The following is a 16,764-nucleotide window of genomic DNA, read 5'->3' as shown; positions in this document are numbered from 1 at the left end:
GGCGGACGGACAGCCGGCGGCCCCGACCGACGGGCACCTGGCGGCCCCGGCCGACGGCCACCCGGTGGCCGGACACCCCGCGACCCCGGTGGGCGGCCACTCGGCGGACGAGCGGGTGATGCGGGACCTCACGTTGTGGGCCGCCTCCCTCGTACGCCAGTTCCCCGAGCTGGCCGAGGAGCTGGCGCCCGGTCGCCGGGGGCCCGCCCCGGCCGCTCCCGCCACCGCCCCGCGCCCTGGCCACGACGAACTGATCCGCGCCGAGCGGCGCGAGGCGCTGCTGCTGGAACAGCGGCACGGTCTGGTCGTCCCCGGGCACGGTGCCGCGCCCATCCGGCTGCATGTCTCCGACGCCATCCGCGACATCACCGACGGCGTGGTGGAGCTGGAGGAGGCGGTATGCGCCCGGCTCGGACTCCCCCGGCCGCGCCGGGCGGGGGTCGTGGAGCGGCTGCGCCGGATCGTCGGTCTGCGGGACGCGGTCGCCGCGTACCCCGTGCTCGCCCGGCACGTACGGGACGAGATCCGCCGCATGGCCCGCCGCTGCGCGCGGACGCTGGGCGACGCGGAGACGGTCGTACGGGTCTCGGGACGCTGCCCGTGGTGCGACTCGGTCTCGCTGCGGGCCTTCCCGGACCGGCGGGCGGTGCTGTGCGTGAACCCGGCGTGCCTGTGCACGGACCCGGCGTGCGGCTGCCAGGACGACCCGGCCTACCGGCATCTGTGGCCCGAGGAGCGGTGGGCGGAGCTGGCGGACGCGTCGGGGGCCCGTACGGACGAGATCGAAGCGGCGATGGACGACACGACGGAGACCTCATGCTGAGTTCGACGGCGGCGACCGCGCCGGCCACACGGTCCCTGTCGGGCCTGCCGGGCCTGCCGGCCCTGATCCCGGGGCCGCTCGCCGCCGAGGAGGCGGGCGTCGCCCCGGCGACCATCCGCAAGTGGGTCCAGCTGGGCCATCTGCGGGCGGCGGGCAAGGCGGGACGGGCGCAGTTGTTCCGGCTGGAGGACGTCTTCGCGGCGGAACGCGCGGCGCGGCGCCGGCCCCGTACCGCCTGATCCGGCATATGCCGCACTGAAGCGCCCCGTGTCTCTCGGACGAGACACGGGGCGCTTCGTCGTCTCACCTCACCGCCGGATCACCTCACCGTCACATCCCCCGCCGCGTCGCGTCGTCAGATCTCGGGCCTCGGATCGCGAGGAACGCGTGCAGCGACTCCGTCAGGTCGGCGACGAAACGTTCCCGTACGGGCTCCGCGACCCGGTCGAGGGAGAGATACGGGTTGAGGTCCTCCAGCTCGACGAGGAGCAGCGCGCCCTCCCGGGTCCGGCAGGCGTCGACGCGCTGGATGCCGTGGTCGAGGGTGTTCCAGCCGATGAAGCGGCGGGCGAAGCGCAGATCGTCCTCGGTCGGCTCGTACGGCTCCAGAACCCAGCGGCGCTCGGGGTCGGGGGCGTACAGCGCGTACTGGAAGCGGTCGTCCACGAAGTAGAAGGACACCTCGTGGAGGAAGTCGATCCGGGGCTGGAGGAGGAGCGTGCCGGCGGCGGCGTGGTCGTCGAGCGCGGCGAGTTCCTCGTACGGCAGGAAGCGCAGCCCTATGGAGTCGGCGCCCGCCTTGGGCTTGACCGCGTACAGCTCGGCCGCGGGCAGCCGGTCGGCGTGCTCGGCGCGGTCGACGGTGGGGATGACGGGGTATCCGGCGGCGGTGAGGTCGAGCAGGTACTGCTTGCCCGCCATGTCGGCGCGCCCGTGCGGCGGGTTGTAGACGCGGATGCCGCGCGCGGTCGCGGCGGCGCGGAAGGCGTCGTAGTCGTCCTGGTAGTGCAGGACGGGGCCGCTGTTGCGGACGACCACGGCGTCGAAGCCGTCCATGAGGGCGGCGGCGTCGCGCGGGTGGCACAGGGCGAGGTCGAAGTCGGCGCGGAGCCGGGCGGTGAGGTCGATGTCCTCGTCGCAGTAGCGCCGGCCGCGGGCCGGATAGGCGAGGTCGGTGACGTAGAGCAGACGGGGGCGGCGGGCGGCGGGGGCGGCACGTACCGGCGGCGGGGACGGTTCGGACGCGGTCGAGGGCACAGTGGGGACAGGGGGTGCAGGGGGCACAGGGGGTACGGAGGGCACGGACGGCTCCTGGTTCGGCGCGCGGCAGACGGCGGCCCGCCGGGTGGGCTGCCCCACTATCAGGCCCCTGAGCTGGGCTTTCAAGGGTCCGGTGAGGGGTCGGGCAAGCGGCCGGACGGTCGTGGTCCCGATCGGGTGAGCGATCGGATCCCGAACTAGTTGCGTGCGCGCACGCTCTCTGTCACAGTTGGTGCAGCGGCGGAGCTGCGCCCGTAGGACGGGCGGCGGCTTCGCCGTTCGCCGTCCGGGCGCGCTCCGCGCCCCTCGCCCCCTCCCCCGCGTCGAGCGCCCCGGACGGCCGCCCGCCCTTCCCCTCCCGAGGACCCCGAGGAGCAGTCATGACCACTCCCCCGAGTGCGTTCCCGGACGTCGAGAAGCTGGTCGTCGACGTCCTCAAGGCCGACCCGGCGCTGGCCGGCGTCACGGTCGCCGTCCAGGCGCCCACCGGTTTCGACGGCACGCAGAACACCGTCCTGGTCAACCGCCGCGGCGGCGCCTGGATCGGCGATCTGCACGTCGACAAGCCGCTGATCGAGTTCGAGGTGTACGGCCCGACCAAGAACGCGGCCCACATCCTCGCCAACGCGGCCCGCCGGGCGCTGCTCGCCACCATCGGCAAGCAGGTCGGCGTCAATCTCGTCCAGGACGTGGAGGAGATGGACGGCCCGCGCTGGATGCCCGACTACCTGTACCGCGGCGCCAATCGCTACCTCTGCGTCATCCAGCTCGCGCTGACCGTCTTCTAGACCGGATCGCGCCCGGACGACACGCGCCCCGCGCCCGTCCCGTACCCCGGGACCTCCCGCGCAGGGCCCGCCCACGGCCCGCCCAGGGTCCGCCCAGGGTCCGCCCAGGGCGGCTCGCCGCCCCGGGATCCGCCCGCGCGACACCCCCGAGCGCCACTCCGGCGCTCCCCACAGACCAGGCCTCGCCGGCCCCTCCGGCGGGGCCTTCGCCGTACCCGGACCGGAATCCCTCCGGTCCGGGGCGGTGCCCCCACCCTCTCTACAAGGAGAAACCCACCATGGCAGGAAACAACTCCGCCGAGATCCGCGTCGCCGGAATCGGCAAGCTCTTCGTGGCCGACGCCGGCACCGCCGCCCCGACCGCCTTCGGCACCGACACCACCACCGACTGGACCGGCGCGGGCTGGAAGGACCTGGGCTTCACCACCGGCGACGGTGTCACCTTCTCGAAGAAGGACAAGCTGGAGGCCATCGACTCGTGGCAGTCGGTCTCCCCGGTGCACTACATCTACTCGGCGCGTGACCTGTCGCTGAAGTTCTCGCTGCTGCAGTTCAACGAGCTGACGATGCCGTTCTTCATGGGCGGCGGCGACGTCAAGTCCGAGGCCGTTCCGCCGGCCACGTCCGACGTCTACCGCTACGAGATCGCGGAGCGTCCGTACGCGGACGTGCGCGCCCTCGGCCTGGAGTTCACCGACGTCAAGGCGGGCTCCACGGACAAGGTCACCTACCGCTTCGTGATCGCCCGCGGCCAGGTGACGGCGACCGACGACATCAAGCTGGCCCGCAAGGCCGCCTCCCAGCTGGGCATCACGTTCACCGCGATGTCCAAGGGCGACGGCAAGCCGCTGGCCACCTTCCTCATGAAGGACAGCCAGTACGCCGCGGGCTGATCCCCTTCCCGGGCGGGGCGGGCCGGCGACCGTCGGCCCGCCCCGCCCGGGGCCTCTCCCGCTCGCACCCTCCGCTCCACACTGCTCTCCCTTTCCCCAGCTCTCCCTCTCTCCTCTCTTCCCGCACCTCACGCACTCGGACACAGGAGTACGCACCATGGCCCGTTTCGACGTCAACGCCGCTCGCGCCCAGCGCCAGGAGGCCGCCGGCCGCACCTGGAGTTTCGAACTGGACGGCGAGACCTACACCCTCCCCACCGAGCTCTCCCGCGCGACGGCGAAGGCCCTGCGCAAGCTCGACGACAACGACGTGGACGGGCTGCTCGAACTCCTCATGGGCGAGGCGCAGTTCGCCCGCTTCGAGCAGCACGACATCACCATGCAGGACATCGCCGCCATCCTGGAGGCCTACGGCAAGGAGACCGGGCTCGGCCTGGGGGAAGACTGAGCCTCGTCGAGTTCGTCGACGAACACGCCGAGGCACTCGAGGCGGACCTGCTCCGTCATTACGGCACCGACCTGCTCGACTGGCACCGCGGCGCGCTGTCCAGCCGGCGCCTGTCGGTGCTGATCAAACATCTGCCGAACGACAGCGCCGTGCTGCGCGAGATCCACGGCGAGGGCGCGGAGTGGTCGGTCACCGACCATCTGCTCGCGGCGGCGGTGGATCATCTGGCGGTCTCCAACTGGATGTTCGCCTGCGTCAACACCGGCGAGGACGACGACCAGCCGGAGGCGCCGCAGCCGGTCCCGCGTCCGAGTTCGCCGGACGGCGACGAGGACGGGGACGGGGATGGCGCGAACGGTGAGGACGGCGCCGGGGGTGAAGGTGGGCGCACCGTGCTGGAAGCCGGCGGCGAGGCCGTCAGCCCTGGTGCTCTGGCCCGCTTCTTCGGCTGAACCTCACCCGCGCGCCGCGCCGACGGGGCCGTCGGCGGGCTCGGGCCTGGTGGCTCGCGTCTGGTGGCTCGGGCCTGAGGGCGCGGGCGGGCACGGCGGCTCCGATGGGCCGGTGGGCCCGCCCGTCGGCCCTGCGGCTCTGCGGCTCTGGTGGGCCCGTCGACTTCGGCGGGTCCGTCGCGCCCGGTGGTGTCTGTCAGATCCAGCGAGTCCTACGGGTCCGACAGGCCCAACAGACCCGACAGGCCCGACAAGCTCACGAATCCGTCGAGCCCGCCGAATCAGCCGAACTCGCCGAACCCCGGAGCCCGTTCCCGTCAGGGAGCGCGCTCCGGGGGCACGTCCTGTGCGCGTTCCTCCAGTTCCCTGGCCCGGTCGGAGAGCCGACGGCCCCGGCCGCCGGCGCGTCCGTCCGGTTCACCGTTCTCGGCGTCGCGCGCGGCGGGCTGCCCGGGCACGCCGTCGAGCGGCGGAACGATCGGACGCCCGCCCTTGCCGCGTACCACCTTCCGTACCGGCTTCGGGTTCCGGCGGGTCCGGCTCTCCTGGGCCGCGACCCGCGCTTCGGACCCCGTCCCCGGCCCCGTCCCCGGCCCCGGCCTCGTACCGGATTCCGGTTCAGGCGCGGGTTCGAACGCGGGCTCGGGCTCGGGCTCGGGATCCGGTTCGGGCTCCGGCTCGGGTACGCGTTCACAGTCGCCGCGCCGCTCGAACAGCTCTCGCTCCCGGCGGACGCGCTCTTCGGCGCGGACCACGGAGGCGGGCGGTTCGAGCAGCCGGGCGAAGGGCAGCGCGATGACCCGGGCGCCGTCCGGATTGTCCCGGCGGCGCTGGGGCTGTCGGATGCCCCGCGCGTCGGCCTGGCCTTGCGCGTACGCGTCGGCCACCCGCTTCTCGTACTCGCGCCGTATCCGGGGGAGTTCGTCCGAGACGGCCTCGGCCCAGCCGGCGGTGAACGCGGTGGTCTCGCGCCGGTCCACCTCGGCGCGCGGCATGACGACGAGGTCCTCCGGGGCGCACCCGGCGACGTGGACGAGCTCGGCGACCCGGGCGAAGAGATGGGGCAGGTCCGGGTGGGCTGCGAGCCAGTCGACGACCTGCTCCCGCCGGCTAGCGCTCGGCTCCGTTTCCATGCGTCCGCACTGCCTTCCAACCCCCTGGGGTCCCCACGCGCCCCTCGCGCCCCTCGCCCCCCGACTGTGTCAGGTGCAGGGAACGCGTCCTCCAGAGTACCCGGGCCGCCCGCAGGCGCTCATCAAGGTTCAACCGCTGCCCCATGCCGTCGGGAAGACGCCACGTCAGGTGTTTCATGCTCGACAAGCCCGAACACTTGTTCGACAATGCTTCGCACGCACGATCGATAGTCGGAAGGCAGGTCACCATGACGTCCCAGGCCGGAGGAAACCACTCGGGCAGCAAGCTCCATGACCGCCTCGACGCACTGCTCCAGGGCCCCGGTTCCCTCGACAAACGCGCCCTGCTCGCCACGGTCGACGCCGAACTCGCGGCCCGCGAACTCCACGCGTACAAGGCCGGCTGGAACGACGCCCTGGCCGAGGCCCGCCAGGCCTCATAGACCCACGACACGCCACGGCGCGCACCCGACCGCGCCGTCGCGCGGCGCGGCGCCCGGCATCCGATCACGCCGCCCCGCACCAGGGCGGATGACGGCCGGCACTCGTCAGCTGAACACCGTCGCGATCAGAACGACGGCGGCGACCAGAGAGACGAAGCCCGCCAGGAAGACGTAGGGGAGCCTCACCCTGAAGGAGCGCAGGTACTGCGCCGTGGCCGCGGAAGCCGGCCGCTCCGGGTCGAATATCAGCGTGAGGCGCTCCCCGTACGCCGGGGCCGGCGCAGGGCTGACCACCGTGACGAGCACTTCACCGCCCCCCTCCAGCCGGAAGGCGCAGCTGAGGCGCTCCACGCCCCCCCCCGTCCCTCCGGATGCGCCCCACGCACTCCGCATCGATCTCGACCCCTCTCCTCAGGAGCCTGCGGTCACGGATCAGATCCGGCAGATACAGCAGGGCCACCGCTCCCAGCGGGAGAGCGAAGAAGCACAGATAGGGCAGAGCGCCCGAAAGATCCACTGCGGACGGACTCACGAAACCCCCCGTATCGAAATCCCTCGCGATTCGGCGCCCAGTCTAACGACGGCACCATTCACAGGAGGCCCGAAGTGACGGACTACGTAACAAAGACCGAGCTCCCCGGCGCCATCAGCCAAGCCGTAACAAAAGAGATCGACGCATACGACAAGAAGAAGGAACAGGAAGAGAACTCCAAGGTCGTCGGCGACTGGAAGACCTGGGTCGCCACCGAATTCAATGGCTTCAAGACGGAGTTCACCGCCTTCAAGTCCGAATGGGTTCCCTTCAACGCCTCCTTCCCCTCCGTCTTCAACCTTGAGGAATTCATCAAGGAGAAGGCCGGATTGGAATACCGGAACGGTTTCCTGCGGCGTGAGGGTCCGGACTCCCCCAACAATCGGATAGCGAGGGCGGAGGCGAAAATCACCGCCCTTGAGGGCAAGGCCACCGAGGCGACCACGAAGATCGCCGAGCTTGAGGGCAAAGCCACCGACGCGGCCCAGAAGATCCGCGACCACGGGACCGCGATACAGACCGCGGAGCGAAGGATCACCGCGGCGAACAACAGGATCACCTCGCTGGACACCAAAGTCGGCAACGCCGAAACCAAGATCACCAGGTTGAAGGAAACGGTCCAGCGGATGAACCGCCGGTCGGCCAGCACCAGAAATCAGGCCCGGGGTATCCGCACCGACGCGCAGGTCCAGAACGCCACCAGCGACATCCAGCGACTGGAGCGACAGGTCCATTTGCTCACCTCCGCGCTCTCGTGACCCCACCCCACGCCGTATCGACCCCCAGTAGCGGAGGTGGACACGCATGTCCCTCGTCAGCTCCCTGAAAAACGCCAACGGATCCCTGCAACAGTTCCGATCGGCCACGTCCAACGCCGAACGCGCCGCGTCGACCCTCGGTCAGCGCGCCTCGTCGGCCGGGCGGGGCGTCAGCGGGGTGAAGGGCGCGGCCCAGGGCTCCGCCAAGGAGCTCAAGAATCTCAAGACCGCCTCGGACCAGGCCGAGAAGGCCATGACCAAAGCCGGCAAGACCGGCGAGTCCGCCGGCGGCAAGCTCGGCAAGTACGAGTCCGGCGCCGGCAAGGCGTCCAAGGGCCAGGACAAGCTCAACAAGTCCATGAAGGGCAACTTCCTGGCGCGGCTGCTCGAACTCTTCATGCCGCTCATCGAGAAGGTCGTCGAGATGGCGACCCGCTCGAAGACGATGCAGACGATCATGAAGAAGGCCTTCACCGTCATCAAGTCGGTGATCAGCTCCGTCATGAAGGCCATCGGCCCGATCATGAAAAAGGCCGGCGCCCTGATCAAGACGGTCTGGAACGGCATCAAGTCGGCCATCTCCAGCGTCGTCAAGGCGGTCGCGACCGTCATCAAGACCTACGTGACCATCTGGAAGACGGTCATCACCACCGTCCTGAAGGCGATCAAGACGGTCGTCAGCAGCGTGTGGAACGGCATCAAGGCCGTGATCACCCCGGTGATCAACTGGATCAAGAGCGCGATCCCGAACGCCTTCCACGCCGTCAAGGACAAGATGTCGTCCATCTGGAACGGCCTGAAGGACATCGCGTCCCGGGCGTTCAACGGCATCAAGAGCGGTGTCTCCGGCCCGATCAACGCCGTCATCGGCCTGATCAACCGCATGATCGGCGCCCTCAACCGGGTCAAGGTCAGCGTCCCCGGCTGGGTGCCCCTCGTCGGCGGCAAGACCTTCGGCGTCAGCATCCCCACCATCCCGATGCTCGCCACCGGTGGTGTCGTCATGCCGCGTAACGGCGGTGTCCCCGCGATCATCGCCGAGGCCGGCGAGGCCGAGGCCGTCCTCCCGCTGTCCAAACTGGACCGGCTGCTCGCCGTCACCGCCCGCCGCGCCCGGATGCACGCGCAGATGCAGGCGGGCCAGGGCATGGGCGCCGGGCTGCACATCGAGCACTATCACGCGTCCCGGGGCAGTGACCCGCAGTCCACCGCCGACGCGCTGATGTACCTGGCGAAGGCACGCGGATGAGTACGGCCATGGCCGTACCCCGCGACCCGCTCGCCGGCAGCGCCTCGGCCTTCGCCGGCCTGCGGCGGGCAGCCCAGCAGGGCGAGCAGACGGTGCGGCGGCTGCTGAGTTCGGTACGCCGCGCCGCCTCCGGGGTCGACGCCCTCGGCCGCGACGCCAAGGGAGCGACGCCGTCCGTCCGTACCTTCGGGCAGGACGCCTCCGCCGCGAGCGGCGCCGTCGGCAAGCTCGGTCAGTCGAACGCGACGGTCAGCGGCCTCAAACGCATCGGGACCATGGCGGCCAGGGCCCGCAAGAGCTCCGGCAAGATCGGTACGGGCATCGGCGGCATCCTCGCCCTCCTCCTGCCGCTGCTGCCCATCACCGACATCGTCACCGGGCTGATGGACACCTTCGGCACCGTGATGACCGTCGCCTCCGTCGCCATGATGGCGATCAACGTCGTCATGCGCGGCAACCCGCTCGGCTTCGTCGCCGGCATCCTGCTCCCCGTCGCCGGCTGGCTCATCGAGTACGCGATGAACTCCGAGACCGGGCAGCGGATCATGCGGCAGGTCTTCCAGCAGGCCCTCAAGGGCTTCCAGTCCGTCTGGAAGTTCCTCCAGCCGGTGTTCAAGGTGATCGGCACGGTCGTCGGGACCTACTTCAAGGCCTACCTCACCGTCATCGTCACCATCCTGAAGGTCGTCGTCGCCGCCGTCGACGGCCTCACCCATGTCCGGTCCACCGTCACTTCCGCCCTCAACGCGCTGCGCGGCATCGCGTCGCGCACGATCGGCGGGATCAAGAGCGCGATCCACCCCTTCCTGTCCTTCTTCACCGAGTCCGTGCCGGGCTTCTTCCGGCACGCCAAGGACGCGCTGGGCAAGGCACTCCACGGGATGGGCGAGCTGGTCAAGGGCGGTCTGAGCGCGGTACTCGGAGTGGTGAAGGGGCCGATCAGCGGTCTCGCCGCCTTCGCCAACTGGATCATCGACGGCCTCAACAAGCTGAGTTTCGACTTTCTCGGCAAACACTTCGGCGTCGACATCCCCAAGCTGCCGATGCTCGCCGAGGGCGGTGTCGTCTTCCCCGGCGCCGCCGACGCCCCCCGCATCGACCCGTTGGCCGTCCTGGAGAACCGCCGTGTCCCGGCGGTCACCGAGGCGCCCCGGCCGCCGCACCGGATCCGGGACTTCCACGAGGACCCGGGGGCCGGTCCCCGGTCGACCGCCGAGGATCTGCTGTTCCTCGCCGGCGCGCACTGCTGACGCCCTGCCGCCTGCCGACATCCCCGCCGCACGCCGGCACCCCACGCCGCCCGGCGCACCCATGTGCCCCACGTCGCCCCCATCCACCCGCCCTCAGAAGTGAGGTGACGGCCTCATGGCCGAGAACTCCACCGGCTACGCCGGCAACACCTACACCGCCGACCTCGCCCCCGGCTCCCTCATCACCCAGGACGGGCAGATGCAGTGGGCCGGGCTGCTCATCGGCCCCGGCACCCCCTTCGCCGTGGACCGCTCCGGTCTGTCCGGCTGGGAGGACCTGCCGGAGTACGACTCTTCCGACGCCGACCGGCCCACCTCGCACGGCGCCTGGCCGGGCTCCCGCTACGCCAAGCCGCGCAAGGTCGGCGGCACGATCGTCCTGATGCCGGAGTTCGACAGCGTCCCCGAGGCCCTGCGCGCGCTGCGCCAGGCGCTCGCCCTGATGGACGAGGAACGCTGGCTGACCGTACGGCTGCACGGCGAGCTGCTCGCCGTACGCGCCCGGATCGCCCAGCGGGTGGTCCCGGCCGACCAGGGCTTCGCCACGCAGGGCAGCTCGCGCATGTCGGTGCAGTGGCTGGCCTCCGACCCGCGCCGGTACGCCGTCTACGAGCAGTCGGCGTCCACCACGGCCCCGCAGCCGGAGTCCGGTCTGACCTGGCCGCTGACCTGGCCGCTCAACTGGGGCCAGGCCAGGTCCACCGGGGATGCCGTCGCCGAGAACACCGGGTCCGCGGCCACCCACCCGGTGATCGTCTTCCGCGGCCCGTGCTCCATGCCGACCGTCACCGAGCGGGTCAGCCAGCGCCGGCTGCGGTACGCGATCGACCTGGCCGCCGGGGACGAGCTGATCGTGGACACGGCCGCGGGCACGGTCACCCTCAACAACACCGCGTCCCGCCGCCACACCGCGATGGGCGACTCCAGTCCGGAGGAGCTGTTCGTGCTCGAACCGGGCCGCACCGAGCTGGCGTTCCGGCCCGACGGCGCCACGCCCGACGCGCTGATGACCGTCCGCTGGCGCAGCGCCGAGTGGTAGCCGACACCCCCACCGCCGTACTCGACGGCCCTGGTCCCCGCGCCCCCACCGGCACCACCCGCACCACTCCTCGCACCACCCCCGAACACCCGCCCAGCCCCACCAGCCCCACCAGCCCGACCGCCGAGGTGAAGCGATGACCGTACGAGCCGCCTGGCTCCAGTCCACCGGCCAGACCCGCGAGGACACCCGGATGGCACTGTCCGCGCTGCTCACCCCCAGCGGGCAGAGCGCCGCCGAGACCCCGCTGCGGTCCCGGCCCGGCATCGTGCCGGGCGGGCTCGTGCTGACCGGCACGGCCGCGATGCAGTGTGTGATCGGCACCGGCCGGGCCGTCATCCAGGGCAACGACACCGCCCAGGGCACGTACATGATCGCGGTGACCGCCGCCGAGACGCTGACGCTCACCGACGGCGACCCGCAGTACGGCCGGATCGACCTGATCGAACTGGCCGTCCTCGACGACACCTATGACAAGAGCGGGCGGGCCGAGGCAGTGATCCGGCTGGTCAAGGGCACGCCCTCGGCCACCCCGGTGGCCCCGGCCTCCGGTCCCGGCAGCGCCTTCCCGCTCTACACGGTCGCCGTCCCGGCGGGCACCTCCGCCGGCTCCGGGGGCATCGCCTGGCAGAGCGCCGTCACCACGCTCCACTACCCGATGACGGCGCTCGGCGGGATCATGCCGACGAGTGGTTTCAAGGGCGCGTACGTCGGCCAGTACCGCGATGTCTCCGGTCTGCTCCAGCGCTGGGACGGTACGACCTGGGTGTCGTACCCGAAGCCGATCGGCGGCATCGCGCCCAGCGGCACCGCGACGACCGGCGGCTACACCGGGCAGTACCGCGACAACGCCGGCGTCCTCCAGCGCTGGGACGGTGCCGCCTGGCAGTACGCCGAGGGCAAGGGGAAGATCCTCTTCGCCGCCACGCAGTGGCAGACCACCGAGGCCCAGAGCATCGCTCCCAACATCTGGACCCTGCTCACCCTGCCGACCGTCGAGGCCGACGACGCCAAGGGCTGGAACGGGACCGACACATACGTCGTCCCGCGCTCCGGCTACTGGCGTATCTCCGCCCAGGCCGCCTGGTCCAACGACGGCCAGACCGGCATGCGCGGCGCCCGCGTCTCGGTCAACGGCGTCGTCCAGTCCCGGATGAGCTGGCTCACCCCCGCCGCCAACGGCACGATCACCGTCGGCGGCTCCGCCCTGATCCACATCGACGCGGGCAAGACGGTCCAGCTCTCCGGCTACCAGAGCCACACCGCGGCGGTCCGCACGCTCGGCGGCTCCGGTTACTCCTGCACGCTCACCGCCGAGTGGCTCAAGGCCTGACCGGCCCACCCCCTGCGACGGCCTCTCCCGTCGCACAGCCCGCCCCTTCGCACCTCCCCCTCCGCCTCTCCACCCGATCGGAGAACACCGTGAATCTGCGCAGCAGCTGGGTCGCCGAGACCGGCCAGACCCGCGAGGACACCCGTCTCACCCAGACCCCGACCACCATGGTCAACCCGGTCCAGGTCCGCTCCGGCATCACCCCCGGCTCCTACAACGGCCAGTACCGGCTCTCCGGCTTCTGGATGACCGGCGCCTCCACCATGACCGCCACCGTCTCCGAGGGCCGCGCCGTCATCCAGGGCGACATCTCCCAGGGCGTCTACCCGGTCACGCTGCCCGCCTCCGAGCCGGTCACCTTCGCCACCGGCGACGCCCAGTTCGGCCGCGTCGACCTGGTCACCCTGCGGATCTACGACAACCTCTACGACGGCAGCAACCGCAACGAGGCGAAGATCGAGGTCATCCAGGGCGTGCCGAGCGCGTCCCCGGTCGCGGCGGCCGTCCCGCCGCGCTGTATGCCGCTGTACGAGGTGCTGGTCCCGGCCGGCGCCAGCGCGGGCAACGGCGGCATTCCGTGGAACACCTCCCTGCGGGACCTGCGCACCCCGGTCGTCGCGGTCGGCGGCATCCTGCCGGTAGAGAACGCGGTGCTGCCGGGCGCCTACCCGGGCCAGTACCAGGACACCGCGAACAACCAGTTCCAGCGCTGGGACGGCGGCAAGTGGGTCGCGTACCCGGAGGCGGTCGGCGGTGTGGTGCCCAGCTCGGCCTCCACCGCGCAGGGCAGTTACGTCGGCCAGTACCGGGACGGCACCAACGGCGAGCTGCAGCGCTGGAACGGCACCGCGTGGGCGCCGGCGTTCCGCGGGGGCTACTACAACGACTTCAGCGACGCGGGCACCACCAAGTCCACCACGTACACCCCCAATCTGACCGACACGGTGAAGACGCCGTTCTCGGTGACCTTCACGGCCCCGGCGTCGAAGGCCGTGCTCGTCTCCTTCGGCACCCGGCTGCGCTCCAACAACGCCACCTACGCGTACATGGCGCTCCGGCTCACCCAGGGCACCACGGCCGTCCAGGAGCCGAGCGACGACTACGCGGCGCTCGCCGCCTCCGACACCCTCGTGTCGGTGGCGTCGCACCGGCGGCTGTCGGGGCTGACGCCGGGCGCGACGTACACCCTGACCGCCTACTTCAGGGTCAACGTCGCCACCGTCACCGCCGAGTTCGACAACTGCTTCATCCGCGTGGACGCGCAGTACTAGGGGCTGTCCGGTGGATCAGGGTCGGGACCGCCTCGCCCGGTCCCGACCGCCCCCTCGGCCGGCCTCCCCGGCCCGACCGCCGCCCCTCGCCTCCCCGCAGTCCCCCACCCCCACCCCCCACTCCCCGGCCCCGCCCGCCCCTCCCAGGAGATCCCAGGAGATCCCATGCCCGTACGCTCCGGCTGGCTGCTGCCCACCGGCCAGACCCGACAGAACACCCGCGTCACGAACATCGGTGCCACCACCCCCGTCAACCCGCTGGGCGTACGGTCCGGCATCCTGCCCGGCACGTACGACGGCAAGTACCGGGTCGGCGGCCTGTGGATGGCCTCCAGCGGCCCGATGACGGCCACCGTCTACCACGGCAAGGCCGTCATCCAGGGCGGCAACGCCGACGGCGCCTACCCGGTCGCCCTCGACGAGGACATCACCATCACCTTCGCCGACGGCGACCCGCTCAACCCGCGGATCGACCTCGTCGTGGTGCGCGTCTACGACCAGGACGTGGACACGTTCGGCAAGTACGAGGCCGGCGTGGAGATCGTCAAGGGTGTCCCGGCGGCCGCGCCGGTCGCCCCCACCGCCCCGGCCCGCTCGCTGGTGCTGTTCACCGTGAAGGTGAAGGCGGGGGCGTCGGCGGGCACCGGCGGCATCGACTGGACCACCGCGGGCAATGTGACCGACCTGCGCACCACGATCGTGTCGTCCGGCGGCATCCTGCCGGTCTACAACAACGGCGGTGTGCCGGGCTCGTACCCGGGCCAGTACCAGGACAACGACAACGCCCACTTCCTCCAGCGCTGGGACGGCACCGCCTGGGTGCCGTATCCGAAGGAGATCGGCGGCATCGCGCCCAGCGGCACGGTCACCGCGGGCAGTTACCCGGGCCAGTACCGGGACTACAACGGCGGGCAGCTGCAGCGCTGGAACGGTTCGGCCTGGGTGGCCTACCAGCCGCCGGTGGAGAACGAGAGCACCACCAGCGGCGCGACCGCCCAGACCGGCTGGACGCTGAACTCCTTCACCGCCCGGCGCACCAAGAGCGGTCTGTGCAGCATGAGCGTGGTCGTCACCCGCAACGGCGACAAGATCGACGTCGACGCCAGCGGCAACCTCCCCGACCAGGTGCTGGTCAACCTGCCCGCCGGCTGGCGTCCGGCGATCGACATGGAGGCCGTCGCCTCCGACGGATTCGGCATGGGCGCGGCGATCGTCTACGCCGGCGGCGCGATCGCCATCCGCAGCTGGACCTACAACGGCTCCCTGGTCGCCGGCCGCAACCTGCGTATCTCCGCCACCTACGTCCTCTGAGGGAGGTCCGCCATGGCACTCGACACGCCCTACCGGGCCATCTTCTGCGATCTGCTCACCGACCAGACGCTGGACATCCTGCCGCTGCGGGACGTCCAGTTCGACGACTACATCGGCAAGTCGGGCTCGCTGTCCGGCACCGTCCCCATCCCCGACCAGGCCATCGCCGAGCGGGTGAAGAAGGTCCGCGAGGGCCGCACCGCGGTCTATCTGGAGCGCGGCGGCGACCTGTGGTGGGGCGGCATCGTCTGGACGACCACCCTCCAGTCCAGCGGCCGGGGCGTGCTGACGCTCGGCATCCAGGCGGCGACCTTCGACTCGTACGCGAGCCGCCGCCGGATCCGTACCGAGATCACGTACACCACCCCGACCGAGCAGCTGGAGATCGCCCGCCGGCTGTGGCAGGAACTCGACGTCCAGAACTACCCGGGCGCGCCCGCCGGGGAGGAGCCCCGCCGGCTCGGCATCACCTTCGGCAACGAGCCGGACTCCAAGGTGCTGCGCACAGTGAGCTGGCGGCCCGGTGACGAGACCGTCTACCTGGAGGCGCTCAACCAGCTCGCGGCCATGGACAACGGCTTCGAGCACCAGATCCTGGTCTACCGCGACCCGGTCACCGGCGCCCGGGTGAAGCAGCTCCGGCTCGGTGCGCCCCGGATCATCACGGGCGCCACCGACCTGGTCTTCGACCGGCCGGGCGTCATCCTGTCGTACTCCTTCCCGTACGACGCCACCCGAGGCGGCACCACCGCCGTGGCCCGCGGCGCGTCCACCAACTCCAACGCCGCCGCCGAGTCCCGGCCGCTGTTCTCCAGCCAGCAGACCGCCACGGATCTGCTGGCGGACGGCTGGCCGCTGCTCGACCTGTCCACGGACCACAACGAGATCACCGACCAGCTCACGCTCGACTCGCTGGCGGGCGCGGAGCTGAACCAGGCGCGCGGCGCCGTCGTGATCCCGGAGGTCGGCATCCATCTGGGCGGGATCGTCCCGCCGCAGCTCCTGGGCCGCGTGGCGCGGATCCGGATCACCGACGAGTGGTACGCGCAAGGGCTGGACGCCCGCTATCGGATCATCGGCGTCAAGGTCACCCCGCCGGAGCGCGGCCGGCCCGACACCGCCGACCTCTATCTCGAGGAGGCATGATGCCCCAGCTGCCCGAGGACATCATCGACCGGCTGAACCAGATGGAAAGCCGGATCAAGGCCCTGTCGACGGCCGTCAACACCCGCCCGGCGCTCAATCAGGTGGTGAACGGCTCGTTCACCGTCCGCCGGGTCAACCCCGACGGGACCAGCATGACCGCCCTGGTCATGGACAGCAGCGACCCGAAGCTCAACCGGCCGGTCATCCGCGTCTTCGACGGCTACAGCCACGAGATCTTCGCGGACGACATCGTCACCGGCGGGCTCGCCCGGCCGTGGCTCCAGATGCTGCCGCCGATGGACCAGAACCCGGTCCGCTGGCCGCAGACGACGAGCACCGCGTTCACGATGATCGCCCAGTCGTTCAACCCGGTGTGGCAGCCGAGGATGCGGCTGACGATGTACACCCGGGCGTCCAGCGGCGGCACCGGCTCGGTGAAGGTCCTCGTCGACGGCACGCAGTTCGGCCCCACGGTCACCGCCGGCAACACCTACGACTACACGGGTCCGCTGCCCGGCAGCATCCAGACCAACTTCTCCAAGACCATCACCGTCGAGATCCACGCCCAGGCCACCAGCGGCACGGTCTACGCCCAGCCCGTGATGATGCACGGCATCCAGACCTGATACGGCATC

General features: G+C 71.1%; 20 protein-coding genes. 17 read left to right on the top strand and 3 right to left on the bottom strand.

All coding sequences use genetic code 11. From position 1 onward, the window contains the following. The first annotated feature begins 118 nt into the window (after positions 1 to 118). Positions 119 to 823 carry a hypothetical protein gene (locus tag ACGFRB_RS02805; protein WP_393238233.1) on the top strand — a complete coding sequence of 235 codons (705 nt, stop codon included), beginning with the start codon at positions 119 to 121 and terminating at the stop codon, positions 821 to 823. Next, the gene (locus ACGFRB_RS02800) at positions 817 to 1,062 is read left to right on the top strand and encodes a hypothetical protein (protein WP_363009731.1); all 246 of its coding nucleotides are present in this window, start codon (positions 817 to 819) and stop codon (positions 1,060 to 1,062) included. The genes ACGFRB_RS02805 and ACGFRB_RS02800 overlap by 7 nt, the downstream gene beginning before the upstream one ends. Positions 1,063 to 1,153: 91 nt before the next feature. Here ACGFRB_RS02800 and ACGFRB_RS02795 read toward each other — a convergent pair whose 3' ends face one another. Beyond that, positions 1,154 to 2,080: a hypothetical protein gene (locus ACGFRB_RS02795; RefSeq protein ID WP_393238072.1), complete on the bottom strand. Its 927-nt coding sequence runs from the start codon at positions 2,078 to 2,080 to the stop codon at positions 1,154 to 1,156. Positions 2,081 to 2,463: 383 nt separating this feature from the next. Between ACGFRB_RS02795 and ACGFRB_RS02790 the strand changes: the two genes are divergently transcribed. From ACGFRB_RS02790 to ACGFRB_RS02775, 4 genes are all read left to right on the top strand, one after another. Then, on the top strand, positions 2,464 to 2,871 hold the full coding sequence (locus ACGFRB_RS02790) for a hypothetical protein (protein WP_393238069.1): 408 nt from the start codon (positions 2,464 to 2,466) through the stop codon (positions 2,869 to 2,871). Positions 2,872 to 3,149: 278 nt separating this feature from the next. Further along, positions 3,150 to 3,764, top strand: coding sequence for a phage tail protein (locus ACGFRB_RS02785; protein ID WP_363009737.1), 615 nt, complete (start codon positions 3,150 to 3,152; stop codon positions 3,762 to 3,764). 157 nt (positions 3,765 to 3,921) lie between these two features. After that, complete coding sequence (locus ACGFRB_RS02780) at positions 3,922 to 4,212, top strand: hypothetical protein (RefSeq protein WP_361236603.1); 291 nt, start codon at positions 3,922 to 3,924, stop codon at positions 4,210 to 4,212. 116 nt (positions 4,213 to 4,328) lie between these two features. Further along, positions 4,329 to 4,664: a hypothetical protein gene (locus ACGFRB_RS02775; RefSeq protein WP_393238065.1), complete on the top strand. Its 336-nt coding sequence runs from the start codon at positions 4,329 to 4,331 to the stop codon at positions 4,662 to 4,664. Between the two features lie 317 nt (positions 4,665 to 4,981). On the opposite strand, the gene ACGFRB_RS02770 is transcribed toward ACGFRB_RS02775, so the two are convergent. Beyond that, positions 4,982 to 5,797 (bottom strand): hypothetical protein, encoded by an 816-nt coding sequence (locus ACGFRB_RS02770; RefSeq protein WP_393238062.1) that lies wholly within the window; start codon positions 5,795 to 5,797, stop codon positions 4,982 to 4,984. 248 nt (positions 5,798 to 6,045) lie between these two features. Between ACGFRB_RS02770 and ACGFRB_RS02765 the strand changes: the two genes are divergently transcribed. After that, entirely contained in the window at positions 6,046 to 6,240 is a 195-nt protein-coding gene (locus ACGFRB_RS02765) for a hypothetical protein (protein WP_393238059.1), read from the top strand. A gap of 105 nt (positions 6,241 to 6,345) precedes the next feature. On the opposite strand, the gene ACGFRB_RS02760 is transcribed toward ACGFRB_RS02765, so the two are convergent. Then, on the bottom strand, positions 6,346 to 6,591 hold the full coding sequence (locus tag ACGFRB_RS02760) for a hypothetical protein (RefSeq protein ID WP_393238057.1): 246 nt from the start codon (positions 6,589 to 6,591) through the stop codon (positions 6,346 to 6,348). 255 nt (positions 6,592 to 6,846) lie between these two features. Here ACGFRB_RS02760 and ACGFRB_RS02755 point away from each other — a divergent pair, with 255 nt between their 5' ends. The 10 genes from ACGFRB_RS02755 to ACGFRB_RS02710 all read left to right on the top strand — a co-directional run bounded on the left by ACGFRB_RS02755 (position 6,847) and on the right by ACGFRB_RS02710 (position 16,755). After that, on the top strand, positions 6,847 to 7,530 hold the full coding sequence (locus ACGFRB_RS02755; protein ID WP_393238054.1) for a hypothetical protein: 684 nt from the start codon (positions 6,847 to 6,849) through the stop codon (positions 7,528 to 7,530). A gap of 46 nt (positions 7,531 to 7,576) precedes the next feature. Continuing rightward, complete coding sequence (locus ACGFRB_RS02750; protein ID WP_393238051.1) at positions 7,577 to 8,779, top strand: phage tail protein; 1,203 nt, start codon at positions 7,577 to 7,579, stop codon at positions 8,777 to 8,779. 8 nt (positions 8,780 to 8,787) lie between these two features. Next, positions 8,788 to 10,029: a tape-measure protein gene (locus ACGFRB_RS02745; RefSeq protein ID WP_393238048.1), complete on the top strand. Its 1,242-nt coding sequence runs from the start codon at positions 8,788 to 8,790 to the stop codon at positions 10,027 to 10,029. A 115-nt stretch (positions 10,030 to 10,144) separates the two neighbouring features. Then, entirely contained in the window at positions 10,145 to 11,068 is a 924-nt protein-coding gene (locus tag ACGFRB_RS02740; RefSeq protein WP_393238045.1) for a phage distal tail protein, read from the top strand. Further along, entirely contained in the window at positions 11,062 to 11,208 is a 147-nt protein-coding gene (locus ACGFRB_RS02735; RefSeq protein WP_393238042.1) for a hypothetical protein, read from the top strand. The genes ACGFRB_RS02740 and ACGFRB_RS02735 overlap by 7 nt, the downstream gene beginning before the upstream one ends. Further along, positions 11,205 to 12,401: a hypothetical protein gene (locus ACGFRB_RS02730; RefSeq protein WP_393238039.1), complete on the top strand. Its 1,197-nt coding sequence runs from the start codon at positions 11,205 to 11,207 to the stop codon at positions 12,399 to 12,401. Before ACGFRB_RS02735 ends, ACGFRB_RS02730 begins: the two co-directional genes overlap by 4 nt. Before the next feature lie 89 nt (positions 12,402 to 12,490). Beyond that, entirely contained in the window at positions 12,491 to 13,672 is a 1,182-nt protein-coding gene (locus ACGFRB_RS02725) for a hypothetical protein (RefSeq protein ID WP_363009754.1), read from the top strand. Positions 13,673 to 13,837: 165 nt separating this feature from the next. Next, positions 13,838 to 14,983 carry a hypothetical protein gene (locus ACGFRB_RS02720; RefSeq protein ID WP_363009755.1) on the top strand — a complete coding sequence of 382 codons (1,146 nt, stop codon included), beginning with the start codon at positions 13,838 to 13,840 and terminating at the stop codon, positions 14,981 to 14,983. A gap of 12 nt (positions 14,984 to 14,995) precedes the next feature. Continuing rightward, complete coding sequence (locus ACGFRB_RS02715; RefSeq protein WP_363009757.1) at positions 14,996 to 16,129, top strand: hypothetical protein; 1,134 nt, start codon at positions 14,996 to 14,998, stop codon at positions 16,127 to 16,129. Continuing rightward, entirely contained in the window at positions 16,126 to 16,755 is a 630-nt protein-coding gene (locus ACGFRB_RS02710; RefSeq protein WP_363009759.1) for a hypothetical protein, read from the top strand. Before ACGFRB_RS02715 ends, ACGFRB_RS02710 begins: the two co-directional genes overlap by 4 nt. The last annotated feature ends 9 nt before the right edge of the window (positions 16,756 to 16,764 follow it).

Origin of the sequence: Streptomyces sp. NPDC048718 (assembly GCF_043198875.1) — a bacterium.
Taxonomy (GTDB): Bacteria; Actinomycetota; Actinomycetes; order Streptomycetales; family Streptomycetaceae; genus Streptomyces.
This window is presented reverse-complemented; position numbering and strand designations above follow the sequence as displayed.

Coding starts and splice junctions, on each gene's coding strand:
- ACGFRB_RS02805 (WP_393238233.1), top strand. CDS start 119: ATGCGGGACCTCACGTTGTGGGCCGCCTCCCTCGTACGCCAGTTCCCC.
- ACGFRB_RS02800 (WP_363009731.1), top strand. CDS start 817: ATGCTGAGTTCGACGGCGGCGACCGCGCCGGCCACACGGTCCCTGTCG.
- ACGFRB_RS02790 (WP_393238069.1), top strand. CDS start 2,464: ATGACCACTCCCCCGAGTGCGTTCCCGGACGTCGAGAAGCTGGTCGTC.
- ACGFRB_RS02785 (WP_363009737.1), top strand. CDS start 3,150: ATGGCAGGAAACAACTCCGCCGAGATCCGCGTCGCCGGAATCGGCAAG.
- ACGFRB_RS02780 (WP_361236603.1), top strand. CDS start 3,922: ATGGCCCGTTTCGACGTCAACGCCGCTCGCGCCCAGCGCCAGGAGGCC.
- ACGFRB_RS02770 (WP_393238062.1), bottom strand. CDS start 5,797: ATGGAAACGGAGCCGAGCGCTAGCCGGCGGGAGCAGGTCGTCGACTGG.
- ACGFRB_RS02765 (WP_393238059.1), top strand. CDS start 6,046: ATGACGTCCCAGGCCGGAGGAAACCACTCGGGCAGCAAGCTCCATGAC.
- ACGFRB_RS02750 (WP_393238051.1), top strand. CDS start 7,577: ATGTCCCTCGTCAGCTCCCTGAAAAACGCCAACGGATCCCTGCAACAG.
- ACGFRB_RS02745 (WP_393238048.1), top strand. CDS start 8,788: ATGGCCGTACCCCGCGACCCGCTCGCCGGCAGCGCCTCGGCCTTCGCC.
- ACGFRB_RS02740 (WP_393238045.1), top strand. CDS start 10,145: ATGGCCGAGAACTCCACCGGCTACGCCGGCAACACCTACACCGCCGAC.
- ACGFRB_RS02730 (WP_393238039.1), top strand. CDS start 11,205: ATGACCGTACGAGCCGCCTGGCTCCAGTCCACCGGCCAGACCCGCGAG.
- ACGFRB_RS02720 (WP_363009755.1), top strand. CDS start 13,838: ATGCCCGTACGCTCCGGCTGGCTGCTGCCCACCGGCCAGACCCGACAG.
- ACGFRB_RS02715 (WP_363009757.1), top strand. CDS start 14,996: ATGGCACTCGACACGCCCTACCGGGCCATCTTCTGCGATCTGCTCACC.
- ACGFRB_RS02710 (WP_363009759.1), top strand. CDS start 16,126: ATGATGCCCCAGCTGCCCGAGGACATCATCGACCGGCTGAACCAGATG.